The organism is Nostoc sp., from assembly GCF_036917095.1.
Classification (GTDB): domain Bacteria; phylum Cyanobacteriota; class Cyanobacteriia; order Cyanobacteriales; family Nostocaceae; genus Nostoc.
The window spans coordinates 85,247-98,965 of sequence record NZ_JBALFH010000035.1 but is presented as its reverse complement, the minus strand read 5'-3'; the positions used below and the strand labels follow the sequence as shown (position 1 = coordinate 98,965).

Annotated in this window: 12 protein-coding genes; 9 read left to right on the top strand and 3 right to left on the bottom strand. The window is 41.2% G+C overall.

Translation table 11 applies throughout. The annotated features are described in order from the left end of the window. Positions 1-281: 281 nt before the first annotated feature. On the bottom strand, positions 282-1,298 hold the full coding sequence (locus tag V7L01_RS18560) for a tRNA-dihydrouridine synthase family protein (protein WP_335037152.1): 1,017 nt from the start codon (positions 1,296-1,298) through the stop codon (positions 282-284). Between the two features lie 323 nt (positions 1,299-1,621). Further along, positions 1,622-2,809: a glycosyltransferase gene (locus V7L01_RS18555; RefSeq protein ID WP_335037164.1), complete on the bottom strand. Its 1,188-nt coding sequence runs from the start codon at positions 2,807-2,809 to the stop codon at positions 1,622-1,624. A 647-nt stretch (positions 2,810-3,456) separates the two neighbouring features. Here V7L01_RS18555 and V7L01_RS18550 point away from each other — a divergent pair. From V7L01_RS18550 to V7L01_RS18510, 9 genes are all read left to right on the top strand, one after another. Further along, positions 3,457-4,737: a proton extrusion protein PcxA gene (locus tag V7L01_RS18550; RefSeq protein WP_335037150.1), complete on the top strand. Its 1,281-nt coding sequence runs from the start codon at positions 3,457-3,459 to the stop codon at positions 4,735-4,737. A 137-nt stretch (positions 4,738-4,874) separates the two neighbouring features. Beyond that, positions 4,875-5,351, top strand: a complete 477-nt coding sequence (locus V7L01_RS18545; RefSeq protein ID WP_335037149.1) for a hypothetical protein — start codon at positions 4,875-4,877, stop codon at positions 5,349-5,351. A gap of 417 nt (positions 5,352-5,768) precedes the next feature. Beyond that, positions 5,769-6,638 carry a polyphosphate kinase 2 family protein gene (locus V7L01_RS18540; protein WP_335037147.1) on the top strand — a complete coding sequence of 290 codons (870 nt, stop codon included), beginning with the start codon at positions 5,769-5,771 and terminating at the stop codon, positions 6,636-6,638. Positions 6,639-6,783: 145 nt separating this feature from the next. Then, on the top strand, positions 6,784-7,401 hold the full coding sequence (locus V7L01_RS18535; RefSeq protein WP_442936993.1) for a chemotaxis protein CheB: 618 nt from the start codon (positions 6,784-6,786) through the stop codon (positions 7,399-7,401). Positions 7,402-7,555: 154 nt separating this feature from the next. Further along, positions 7,556-7,912, top strand: coding sequence for a hypothetical protein (locus V7L01_RS18530; protein WP_335037145.1), 357 nt, complete (start codon positions 7,556-7,558; stop codon positions 7,910-7,912). Further along, a complete protein-coding gene (locus V7L01_RS18525) occupies positions 7,887-9,782 on the top strand; it encodes a CheR family methyltransferase (protein WP_335037143.1) in 1,896 nt (631 codons plus the stop codon). Before V7L01_RS18530 ends, V7L01_RS18525 begins: the two co-directional genes overlap by 26 nt. 301 nt (positions 9,783-10,083) lie before the next feature. Further along, positions 10,084-12,162, top strand: coding sequence for a PAS domain-containing hybrid sensor histidine kinase/response regulator (locus tag V7L01_RS18520; RefSeq protein WP_335037141.1), 2,079 nt, complete (start codon positions 10,084-10,086; stop codon positions 12,160-12,162). Between the two features lie 54 nt (positions 12,163-12,216). Then, positions 12,217-12,813: a tRNA-(ms[2]io[6]A)-hydroxylase gene (locus V7L01_RS18515; protein WP_335037139.1), complete on the top strand. Its 597-nt coding sequence runs from the start codon at positions 12,217-12,219 to the stop codon at positions 12,811-12,813. 18 nt (positions 12,814-12,831) lie between these two features. After that, positions 12,832-13,236 (top strand): VOC family protein, encoded by a 405-nt coding sequence (locus V7L01_RS18510; protein WP_335037138.1) that lies wholly within the window; start codon positions 12,832-12,834, stop codon positions 13,234-13,236. A 208-nt stretch (positions 13,237-13,444) separates the two neighbouring features. On the opposite strand, the gene V7L01_RS18505 is transcribed toward V7L01_RS18510, so the two are convergent. Beyond that, positions 13,445-13,621 (bottom strand): hypothetical protein, encoded by a 177-nt coding sequence (locus tag V7L01_RS18505; protein ID WP_335037136.1) that lies wholly within the window; start codon positions 13,619-13,621, stop codon positions 13,445-13,447. Positions 13,622-13,719: the final 98 nt, after the last annotated feature.

The window sequence follows — 13,719 nt, the reverse complement described above, 5'->3', positions numbered from 1 at the left end:
TTGTTCGACGAGATTCATACTTGTTAGTTATCCATTTTTCTTCACCCTCTACAAACCATTATTATTTTTCTCTCGTTGTATGAAACCACCCTGCCCTTTTTAAGGGGGGCTAGGGGGGATCAGTTAGTGCCTAAAATCACAGCCAACCACTTTTCAAACAACCTCTAATAAGTAATCAAGCGGACATGATATAACCACACGCGTCGCCAAGTCATTGCAACTATCGTCAATGAGCCAGACTACTCCAAAAAAGTGTTTGAAGGTATTCAGAGGCAAAAAAATCAAAATTGGGGTGAAAGGGCTAAAGTTTTTGTCAGATCGCCAAGGAGAACGCGATCGCACAGGGTAAAAAGTTCTACCTCCGTAGATGTTTGTCGCATCAGCCGTAGGAAATGACCTTCAGCGTCAACACTCAGCGCAATGTAGTTGAGGAACATTTTGAGGTAGCCTACGCGCGATCGCTCTGGCATAGTTGCTGCTGTAGGGGTTTGCCATAAACGATCGATATAGTTGCGTACCTCTACTAAAGGAACGGGCGTAATCGGTTCTCCTCGCAAAGCCTGCCGAATTTGATTAAAAAGCCAAGGATTCCCGATCGCCCAGCGTCCCACCATCACACCCGCCGCGCCCGTTTGAGAAAGCACTTGAATAGCAGTTGTTGCAGAATCGATATTGCCATTGGCAAGCACTGGACAATCAACCCGTCTGACCGCTTCAGCAATCAAATCATATTTTACTGCCCCGTGGTACATATCTTTCACCGTGCGACCATGCAAACTCAGCAAATCAACGCTGTGGCGAGCGATCGTATCTAGAATTTTGTAAAAGTTATCTGTATTCTCAAACCCTACGCGCATCTTGACGGTAAAAGGTCGATCGTTGACAGCCTGTCGCAGTTCTCCCAAAATCCGATCCACTTTTTCTGGTAAGAGCAGCAATCCACCCCCAACATTTTTGCGATAGATTCTAGGTGCTGGACAGCCCATGTTCAAGTCAACTCCAGCGATATTATACTTGCAGAGTTCCTTTGCTGTTCTTACTAAGTCTGGAATGCTTTCGCCAATCATTTGAGCAAAAACGGGGCGACCCGTGTCGTTTTCGGTGATTGCTGCCAGAATGCTACGATTGAGCCGTGAGGTATCATTCACGCGGAAATACTCGGTGAAGAAGTAGTCAGGGCTACCGTAATGGGCAATGACCTTCATAAACCAGAGGTTTGTCACATCCTGCATAGGCGCAAGAGCGGTGAGGGGTAAGTATGGATGGAGGGATTGGGGGAGCGATACCTGGGACGACATAGAGATGAAGAGCGTTCGACAAAGGATCAATCTATCAAATTTAGAAAAATACTGCGTTACATTCTGTAACCAATACGCTTGGGTTTAGGCTAAAACTTTTTGTCAAAGTTATTTTTTAACGTAGACGCATTAGCGAAGCGGTAGCGACGTTCGCGTAGCGTCTCGCAGAGAAGGAGCGTCAGCGGCTTGCCGCAGGCTACCGCGTACTCCTACGGAGAAGCAAGCTACGCAAAGCGTCTTGCAGAAAAAGACGCGTTCGCGTAGCGTCTCGTTCGCGCTAGCGTCTTTGAAGGAGAAGAGAAGGAATTGAGTGCCCCTGACATCTACATCAACTCCATCTCCCGCAAACCCTGGCGTAGTCTCTTGGCCTCTTCGGGATTATACCTTTCATGAAGGGCGATCGCTTTTCTAAAAGCTGTTAAACTATCTTGATGATTGCCAACTTTGAGCAACACTACCCCTAAATTTTGATACGCTTCGGCATAGTTGGGATTTAAGCTGATTGCATTTTGATAACATGCGATCGCATCTGTAAATAAACCCAAAGCCTTATATGTCATCGCCAAATTATAATGTCCAAAAACAAAAGTAGGGTCAATTTTCAAAGTTGTGGTATGAGCAGTTTTCGCACCGTTGAAATCTCCTGCTGCTTTGAGTAAGTTACCCAAGTTATTGTATGCTCCTAACTTGAGTATGGGGTAAATAGGTAATTTGATGGCAGTTTTATAGTGAGAAATAGCCTGTGGGGATTTTTGCAACCGACTGTAGGCAATGCCTAAATGATAGTGAAGTTCATATAAAATATCGTAATTTTCTTCAGCCGCAGCGATTCCTCGTCTCAGCAACTCCATACCTTGGGAAATTTTCCCAGTTTCCACATACAATGCCCCCAATTTACTGCAAACATAGGGGTCATCAGGATGAGTTGCAAGAAACCCTTCCATCGCCGTAGCTGCTTTGGCATGTTTGTTATTTTGAGCGATCGCGCTTTTTTGATATCCTGTGTGTAAAACTGCCACTCCTGGTAAATAACCCACTTGCCAATGGGGTTCTTTGGTTAAAATTGCTGACACACTATCATCGACTAAGGCATGGTAAGGACGGTCAAAACGAATATCTGGATGATTGCGGAACAGCCTGGAAACCAGAGAATAGGGAGATTGTTCTGCACCAACTTCATGGCGGACGAGGTTGATGAGTAGATATTCTTCTCTAGCGATCGCCTCTCGCAACTGCGGTACAATTGCTGGTGTCAGAGTTTCATCAGCATCTAATACCAGAATCCAATCACCAGTGACATATTTTAGAGCAGCATTACGGGCAGCACTAAAGTCATTACACCATTTAAAATGATGGACTTTTGCACCGAGTTGTTGGGCAATATTGGGAGTGCGATCGATTGAGCCTGTATCCAAGACTACTATTTCATCCACCACTTTTCTTACACTGTTCAGGCATTTAGGCAGTGTTGCTGCTTCGTTTTTCACAATCATGCACAGACTGAGTTTCATATTGCCAATAAATTCTGGGTTCAGATTTTTTGCTTGCTGTAGTGACCAACTTTTATTTTGTGCCGACATAGCATCAGCTCATCATATGGCGAGTTTTTCCCAAAGGACAGGGTGAGAAAGCTTCCGTTGTTAGAACTGGACTCGAAACCACGCCAGGTGCTTCAAGACAGTTGCTTCTTTGCAGGAGTAGAAGTCGGGAAACCCCCTGCACCTGTCTCCCCAACCGACTGGGACGCTGACTCTAAGAGGCTGCCCTATGCGCTAAAGCGCCTCACGCCCCTTACTAGAACCTTGCTGGCTCCCCAATGTACTGCCTCCCCTACATCAAGCTGTAAAGTGTAATCTCGATCTGTGTCACGCTATTGACACATAATTTACACACCTTATTCATGATATTGAAATAAATTAATTTCTCATAGTTAATTTTTTGTTACAAAAGCCAGAGCCACGATTTACTCTAATATTTTTTATCTTTACTCTTCATAGAAGTAATTTGGCATAATAAAACTAAACTATGTGAATAATTCACAACGATAGATTTATCTAATCAGCATTGGGTAATAGGTAATAATATTTTTAACTAATTGTTACCCATTTTTCCTGTTTATATAAATATAATATACATTGTATAAAACGTCATATAGGTAATGAAAAATTCGTTTGCAAAAACACCAGCATTACTTCGCCAAAGGTTAAAACAATACTTGCGATCGCTTAACCATTGGTTTTTCAATACACCTGAAAGGGCACTGTTAGAAGCTCAACAAGCAGCTCAAAGAATTAAAAATATTGAGATAGAACATTTTGACAACAAAAAAATCTCACCAGAGTCAGTAAATTATACTGAAACCGTGATGTCTTACTGGCAAGCTTACCTTGATAAAAATTTAACTATTATCAAGATTAGGCTTGCAGAGTTCAGGCTAAGTCGGGGAATTGTCAATATCTCTAATTCTGTTTTATTAGAAAAATTAAAGGTTATTGATGAAGTTGTAGAAAAATACGCTATCAAAGATGAAATAATTAGCAACAGCGCATTAGGAACAAATTATCAACCCCTAAAAATTAACCGCGACGAAATTAAAAATCACTCAGATTTATCTAATATTAATGATATAGCAACACCTTCATTTCAAAGTACTGGAGCTTCTCCAAGGTCTATAGGGAAAAGAGTTAATAGAATAAAAGCAAATTTAACCCCACAGACAGAAGAAGAATTTATGAGAAATTATCGAATTTCTCGAAACAGGACGAAAATTGGTCTGAGATTTCTAATAACTCTAATTATTGTACCTATTTTAACTTATAATCTATCTAAAATATTTTTAGTAACTCCCATATTAGAAAGAGTTAGAGGAGATAATAAAATTCAAGTTTTTATTAATTCTGATATGGAAAAAGAAGCTTTCCATGAATTAAATACTTTTGAGAAAGGATTGAGGTTTGAATATTTACTCAATCAAGCGCCCCCACTTTCTTCAGAGGTAATCCAAGAAAAAATTAAAGACAAAGCGATGGAAATGGCTGAAGAATTTTATCTTAAAAGTAATAGCGCGATTAGCAATATTTTTGCAGATATAATCACACTAATTTCTTTTAGTATAATCATTGTTATGAGCAAAAGAGAAATTCTGATTCTCAAGTCTTTTATGGATACCATTGTCTATGGTCTTAGCGATAGTGCTAAGGCTTTTTTAATTATTCTCTTTACAGATATATTTGTAGGATTTCACTCACCAGATGGGTGGGAGGTCATTCTTGAAGGATTCGCTGAACATTTAGGTTTGCCAGCCACTAGAAATGCAATCTTTTTATTTATTGCGACATTTCCTGTGATTTTAAACACTATCTTTAAATACTGGATATTCCGTTATCTAAGCCGCTTATCTCCGTCAGCATTAGCTACATTAAAAGAGATGGACGAGTAATTGATGGTTCATAATACCCTACGGGAAGCCTTTTTTGCGGAACGCTACGCGAACCCATAGGGTATTACGAATTATTTTCACGTATTTGTCTCTTGATTCGCTAATCTATGTATATCCTGGTTCTTCTGAGGCGTGCTATGGATTTTGAAAGCAAAGCCAGTGCCCCAACTGCTACAGACAATATAGAGTTTGCTCAACCAACTACTACCCGTAAGCCACTGGAATTATTGCGAGATACTGAGGCTTTGCTACGTCGCCCAACGGTAGCAACACTGTTGCCAATTTTGCCACCAAACCTGAGCAATAGATTCCAAGTAACCTCATCTCTAGCAGATGATTCCTTAAAGGAACTAGCAGAAATTGACCTAGACAGTATTAGTGATTTTGAACTGCGACCTGTACGAATTTGTGTTGGTTTCAGCTTTGTTGGTTTTGGGGCGCTGATGATATTAGTGCTGCTGCTGTACTTAAATACGTTGCATCCAGAACTCAATAGGGTTGAACAGATTCGGCAATACTGGTATCAATATGTTTGGTTTGTCAGTTTAGGGATCGCGGGGATGTTTATCTTGGGCCGTGAAGCGATGCGTCCTATGCCAAGGCGACGGAAATAATTTGTGCTAATGACGCACTTACGGACGCTTACATACTCCTACGGTGAAGCAGGCTACGCGCTGCGTCTCGTAGAGAAGACAGTAATTCGTAATTAAGTTTTATAACGGGGATTTAGAAAGAGTCACAAAACTTGCCGATGATTAAGAGGGGACTTAAACCGCCAGAATTGGTTAAAAGTTAGAAATTTTGAATCAAAATTCTGCTTCTACTGCTCCGTTTATGCTGTGGCATTAAAACTCAGGTTTTATAGGGAAGCTTCAAAACCTGAAACACAGCTTATAAAAACAATTTTATTTATTTGAGTCCATAATAAAAGGAGCGATAAAGCCAAAATTATTTAATTAATAAATGATAATTTTGAGTAATTAGCACTTCAAAATATGCTTCAGATAAGCAGTCATTAGGAAAATTTATATATGAATCACGATGCTTTCATTGTTCCACCAGGTTCAAAGATTTCTCTGAAAAAAAACTATGACCCAGCCTATAAAAGTGATTTCGATCAAAAAGCTGATGCTGCAACCAGGTTAAAGACAGATATTGAACGATTAGCAAATTACCAAAATATTCTCTACGCTCAAAACACTTATGCATTGCTGATTATTTTTCAGGCAATGGATGCTGCTGGCAAAGATAGCACAATTAAACACGTGACCTCTGGTGTCAATCCGCAAGGATTTCAGGTGTTTAGTTTCAAAAGTCCCAGTTCGGAAGAATTAGACCATGACTACCTGTGGCGGGCAACGAAGGCTTTGCCCGAACGAGGTCGAATTGGAATATTCAACCGTTCATACTATGAAGAAGTGTTAGTGGCTCGCGTCCATCCAGAAATACTTAAAAAACAACAACTTCCCCACATTCCTGAAGGAAATAAGATATGGAAGCAGCGCTTTGAAGAAATCAATAACTTTGAAAAATATTTGGTTGACAATGGTGTAATCATTCTGAAGTTTTTTTTGAATGTCTCTAAAACAGAGCAGAAAAAACGCTTTTTAGAACGGATTGAATATCCTGAAAAAAATTGGAAGTTTTCAGATAGCGATGTCCGGGAGCGAGCTTTTTGGGATGATTATATGAATGCTTATGAAGAAGTTTTTAACTATACCAGTACTAAATGGGCACCGTGGTATATTATTCCTGCCGATCGCAAATGGTTTACACGCCTGACTGTTGCCAACATCATCTGCACAAAATTACAAGAACTAAATCTGCAATATCCAACAGTTAGCGAGGAACATAAACAGCAACTTTTACAGGCGAAACGCATTCTAGAGCAGGAAGATTAGATATTAATTTAACAAAAAAAGAAATAAAAAATATGCTGAAGTACGTCAAATACACTCTATAATTTACTTAAACAAAGATTAAAAAGAGTGTTCTTTTTAACCTAAAAAGGTTAGCAAATAGTCATAGTGCAAAATTATAATTAAGATGGCAGAAAATGCCAGTAATTATCCATCTAATTTTAGTAATGCTGCCTTTGATATTGTGGCGATCGCAGCCTCAGCAGGCGGACTGACTGCCATAGTTAAAGTGCTATCGACTCTACCTGCCGAATTTCCAGCCGCGATCGCTATTGTGCAACACCTAGCTCCGGGACATCCGTCGTTCATGGCAGAAATTCTCAGTCGGCGCACAAATATTACTGTCAAACAGGCAGAGGAGGGAGATTCCCTGACTCCAGGGACGGCTTACGTTGCTCCACCCGATCGTCACTTATTGGTTAACGGTGACGGTACACTTTCCTTATCACAGTCAGAATTAGTACATTTTTTACGTCCTTCGGCTGACTTATTATTTGAATCGGTTGCAGCCACTTACAAAGACAGAGCGATCGCCCTTGTGTTAACTGGAACGGGTAGCGACGGCGCGATGGGAGTAGAAGCAATCAAAAAAATGGGCGGTACTGTGATTGTCCAAGACGTAAAAACCGCCGAATTTTCCGGGATGCCCTCCGCGGCAATTAACACTGGCAATGTAGATTTTATTCTCCCCCTTGATGAAATTTCCACCGCCCTAGTGACTTTGGTCATGGGAGAATCTAACTAGGCAGGAGGCAGGAGGCAGGAGGCAGGGGGCAGGAGGCAGGAGGCAGGAGGCAGGAGGCAGGGGGCAGGGGGCAGGAGGCAGGAGGCAGGGGGCAGGAGGCAGGGGGCAGGGGGAAAAGTTCCAAGCTACGTCTGCAAGTATCAAAGCCTCATTAATGAGTATCAAAGACTCATTAAAGGAGTTCAAAGCTTCATTAATGAGTATCAAAGACTCATTAAAGGAGTTCAAAGCCTCATTAATGAGTATCAAAGACTCATTAAAGGAGTTCAAAGACTCATTAATGAGTATCAAAGACTCATTAATGAGTATCAAAGACTCATTAAAGGAGTTCAAAGCCTCATTAATGAGTATCAAAGACTCATTAAAGTATAGTGACACTAACTTGCATTCTAAAACATATCTCCTCTGCTCCCCTGCCCCCTGCTCCCCTGCCCCCTGCCCCCTGCTCCCCTGCCCCCTGCCCCCTGCTCCCCTGCCCCTAACCTATGACTTCCGCAGAAAAAGATCCTAAATTTGAAAATCTACTGGTTTATCTCAGACAGAGCCGGGGATTTGATTTTACAGGCTATAAGCGCTCGACTTTGATACGTCGGGTACTCAAGCGGATGCAGTCATTAACCATAGAAAATTTTGAAGAATATCAAGACTATCTAGAAGTTTATCCAGAAGAATTCAATTATCTTTTCAACACTATCCTAATTAACGTCACCGCTTTTTTTCGAGATTCATCAGCTTGGGAATATATAGCAGAGCAAATATTGCCTAATCTGATTAAGAATAAAAAAACTTCCGATCCAATCCGCATCTGGAGCGCTGGCTGTGCTTCTGGGGAAGAAGCTTATACCTTGGCAATGTTGATGGCTCAAATATTGGGAGCAGAGGAATTTCGCCAACGAGTGAAAATCTACGCCACAGATGTAGATGAAGATGCTCTCAACCAGGCTAGGCAAGCTGTGTATTCAGCAAAAGATGTCCAAGCTGTGCCAGATGAACTACGGCAGAAATACTTTGAGATTATCGGAAACCGCTATGTCTTCCGTCAAGACTTGCGCCGCTCAGTGATTTTTGGTCGCCACGATTTGCTTCAGGATGCGCCCATTTCGCGCTTAGATTTATTAGTCAGCCGCAATACATTAATGTATTTCAATTCTGAAACTCAAGGGCGAATTCTGGCGCGGTTTCATTTTGCACTAAATGATCATGGCTATCTGTTTTTGGGAAAAGCAGAGATGCTATTGATGCATTCTAATCTGTTTACGCCATTGGACTTGAAAAACCGAATATTCACTAAAGTATCGACGGTGAATTTACGCGATCGCCTCCTAGTTATGGCAAATTTAGTAGATGATGAATCTAGCAGCCGTTTGGCTCGAAACCTCCGGCTGCGAGAGATGGGTTTTGACACAGCCCCAATCGCCCAAATAATCATTGATATCAATGGCACTCTGGTAATGGTGAACGAGCAGGCGCGGACTTTGTTCGCCCTTTCCCCCAAAGATTTAGCTCGTCCCTTCCAAGATCTAGAACTTTCCTATCGGCCAGTTGAATTGCGATCGCTAATTGAACGGGCTTATACTGAACGCCGTCCTGTAAGCCTAACCAATGTAGAGCGCTATTTATCTAACAGAGAAACCCAATATCTGGATGTGCAAATTACGCCTTTACAAGAAACAGACACCACCTTTTTAGGGGTCAGTATCTCCTTTCATAATGTCACCCGTTATATTAAACTCCAAGATGCCCTGCAACGATCGCAACAGGAATTAGAAACTACCAATGAAGAATTACAATCTACCAATGAAGAATTAGAAACTACTAATGAAGAACTACAATCTACCAATGAAGAATTAGAAACTACTAACGAAGAACTCCAATCTACTAATGAAGAATTGGAGACGATGAATGAAGAACTCCAATCTACTAATGAAGAATTACAGACAATTAATTACGAACTGAGCGATCGCACCACAGAACTGAATTGCACAAATATTTTCCTCGCCTCTATTCTCAAGAGTTTCCAAACAGGAATAGTGGTAATTGACAGTAGCTTTAATATCTCTATTTGGAATTATATGGTCGAAGATTTATGGGGCTTGCGGACTGATGAAGTTGTAGGAAAGTCTCTCTTTAGCCTAGATATTGGGCTACCTGTCGAGCAGTTGCGATCGCCTATCCGTGACTCTCTATCCGGGAAAAAACAGTTTCAAGAAATGATCCTTGATGCTACCAATCGTCGGGGTAGACAAATAAAATGTTACCTGGCAATTACTCCGTTGCTTGGCATTGAAATGCAAGGAGCAGTTTTGATGATGGTAGATATAGAGAGAGTCAATAGTATGATTTCTACTCAAGAAATGGAGGAACGGCAGCAGCAAGAATAACAATTAAAAATTAAAAATTAAAGACAGCGATTTAAACCAGACCGTAGCAAGATTCATCACCAGAGTAACTGTGGTATACGTAGATGTATAAGTCTTAGAGGAGGTTTGAAAAGTTCTTAGTGATGTATCAAATCCTTCAACTACTTTTCAAACATCCTTTTAAACCCTTTAATTTCCGATAAAAATGCTTAACTGAAGAGTATTGTATTAAATCCTTATTCTCTTTGGTCGCTTTACTGAAGCAGAGGTCAGTTTTCCTTCTGCATTTCTTGATCAAAGCAATCATAGGAAAAAACTACAAATGACTAAGGAAAATTTTCAACAAGCGATTGTCGAGGCGCATCAGCGATTGGAAAACCTTTCGCAGCTTGCAAGTCTCGCAGCAGAGAAATCTATAGGGCAGGATTCCCCTAGAGAACTTTTACAACAAGCAATGACCGAAATCTCTATTTCTCTGGAAGAGTTACAGCAACAAAATGAGGAATTGATCGCTACACGCCATTTGGTAGAAGAAGAACGCCAACGTTATTACGATTTATTTAACTTTGCCCCAGATGGTTACTTGCTTACAGATGCTACTGGAATTATTCAGGAAGCTAACTATGCTGCGGCTAAGTTATTGAATGTGCGTCAGTCTTACCTAATTGGTAAACCAATGGCTGTGTTTGTGCATCAGACAGAACGGCAGAAATTTCGTCAAATCATGCTGCAATTGCAACAGCAGGGGCAAATCAAAAGAGAAGAGTTACAGATTTTTCATGAAGAAGGAATTATAGACTTTCCGGCAGAAATAACTGCGATCGCTGTGGAAGATAGTCAGGGTAAAACCGAAAGCTTACGTTGGTTATTCAGAGACATTAGCGAACGCCACCAGCAAGAACAGAAAATTCGCGAACAAGCTGCCCTACTAGACATCACAACAGACGCAATTATCGTAGAGGATTTACACAACCAAATCTTATTCTGGAACCACGGTGCAGAGAAGATGTACGGCTGGCAAGTTCAAGAAGCTCAAGGAAAGAACATCTGTGAACTTTTATCTAAAAAAACCTCACCTCTACTATCAGCGGCTCAGAAAACTGTGATTGAGTATGGAACATGGCAGGGAGAGTTACATAAATTTACCAAAAATGGTAAAGAAATAATCATTGCTAGCCGCTGGACGTTGATGCTTGATGCCGTAGGCTTGCCGAAATCAATCCTGAGCGTTGACACCGATATCACCGAGAAAAAACAACTCGAAACTCACCTATTGCATAGTCAACGTTTAGAAAGCTTAGGCACTCTTGCCAGCGGTATTGCTCACGATCTCAACAATATTCTGACTCCAATCATGGGAATTGCTCATCTGCTGCCCCTAAAATATCCCCATCTTGATGACAGTTCGCTGCAAATGCTGAAGATACTAGAAAGCAATGCCAAACGGGGCGGTGATTTGGTGGGGCAAATTTTGTTATTTACTCGTGGTTCTGAAAAAAAATTCACAATCGTACTAGTATCGCAACTCCTTGAAGACATTAAACAGATAGTCCAACAGACATTCCCCAAATTCATCGACATCAACACAGACATAGCGCCAGAGATCGGGATGGTTTTCGGAGACAACACTGAACTGCATCAGGTGTTAATGAACCTAGTAGTCAATGCTCGTGATGCCATGCCCAATGGTGGTAAACTCTCTATTTCTGCCACCAAGCTATTCATCGATGAAAAGCATGCCAGGATGCACATAGGGGCAACAGTTAATTCCTACGTGAGGATTACGGTTGCTGATACTGGAGTTGGCATTCACTCAGAAATTATCGATCGGATTTTTGATCCCTTTTTCACCACCAAAGAAGTGGGTAAGGGTACGGGACTGGGTTTATCTATCTTGATGGGCATCATCAAAACCCACGACGGTTTTGTGGAAGTGGCCAGTCAGGTAGGAATTGGGACTAAATTCCAAGTATACCTGCCAAGCAAGGAGGGCAGTATTTCTCAAAAAATAGAGGAGATAGAACTGCCAAGAGGTCAGGGAGAATTGATTTTAGTTGTTGATGATGAAGTAGCCATAACTCAGATCGCCAAAACCACACTGGAAATCCATAACTACAAGGTATTGACTGCCCAAAATGGGATTGAGGCCATTGCCCTGTACACCGAGCATAAAGATGAAATTAGGCTAGTGCTGATAGATATAATGATGCCGTTAATGGGTGGAGAAACAGTCATCAGCACCTTGCAAACCATCAACCCACAAGTGCAAATTATTGCGATGAGTGGATTAGCTAGCTCTGAGGCATTAGTCCAAACTACGGGTGTTGAGATCCAAGGCTTTTTAGCGAAACCCTTCACCCCCAAACAATTATTGAACTTTGCCCAAAGAATATTCCGCTAAAATCAATTTGCTGGGCTACTCAGCTAAATTAAAATTCTGGAGTTTTGTGACTCTGTGCTTACTCAATTACCGACTATCAATGCCTTGAAACAACCCACTAGCTCTGCTTGGGTTGAACAAGCGATCGCTAATTTAGATATCATCTTACTCGACCACTCCCACTGCGAACGCAAAGCAGCAGGCGTAGCCTTGAACATGATGTTTCGCTACCCTTCCAATACTAAGATGGTACGGGAGTTAACTGCGATCGCCCGCGAAGAACTAGAACACTTTGAGCTAGTTAACCAATGGTTAGAACGGCGGAATATTCCCCTAGCTCCCTTACCACCGCCTCCCTACGGCGCGGGTTTAAAAGCTGTTGTACGTCCTAAAGAACCTGAGCGATTTCTAGATTCCTTACTAGTCACTGGTTTAATTGAAGCTCGCTCTCACGAACGCCTGGGGCTATTAGCTGCTCACTGCCCAGAGCCAGAGTTAGCAAAATTTTATCATGGGTTAATGGCATCCGAAGCGCGTCACTACGGTATATATTGGGTATTAGCTGCTACTTACTTCGACAGAGAAATAGTCATGCAAAGGCTTGATGAATTGGCAATTGTCGAAAGTGAGTTGCTAGCGACTTTGCATTCAGAACCTAGAATTCACAGTTAGTAGACTAACCCAATAGATATGAAGCTTCAGCTAACACACCTGAGACTGCTTGTCTCCAACTACAAAGATTCTTTTCTGTTCTACCGGGATCTGCTGAAATTTGATGTCGATTGGGGCGATGAAGATAGCGGATATGCTGAGTTTAATACCGGATATATCAAGCTCGGTTTGTTCAAAAAAGAATTAATGGCTGAAGTAGTTCCAAGAATCGAACAGCCTTCATATGTTGTCAATCGAGATAAAATTGTCTTGATTTTCGCAGTCGATAACGTGGATGAGGTCTATGAGCAAGTAAAAGATCGGAGTGCGATCGTTGTGACTCAACCACAAGATCGGCCAGACTGGGGAATTCGCACAGCTCATTTTCGCGATCCTGATGGCAATCTTATCGAAATATACAACAATCTAGGAATTGTTAGTTAACAGTTGCCGCCAACAACTATCCAATATCTGAATTACAAACTTGGCTTTAACACCAAGCGTATTTCACTAGAAATAAGGGAGATATTTGCAATCCGTCACTTACCAAATTTAGGCATTTCTAGCCTTCCAAATTTCTTGGTGATTAAAGCTAGAATAATGTTTAATTACAGTTCTAATCAGGCTAGCTTCGACTATTCAGGTTCACTGTCTATGTAGATGCTGGCTTTTTCTTCAGGACTTTATTTATAAAACCAACGACCAACAGACCGAAAACTGCGCCAGGTTTAAGAATAGCTACAGTAGCCTTGACTTGATTACAAATGCTTTTCATTTTCTCGATCGCAGCAATAGATTCTGATGTTGTATTCGTCTGCAAACTTCTCATCAGTATTGCAATTAATTCTTAAAAATATGAACTATATAAAGTGAATTCATCTACCTAAATAGTTAGATGAAAATTCATTGTTCTCTTTTGTTTGATTG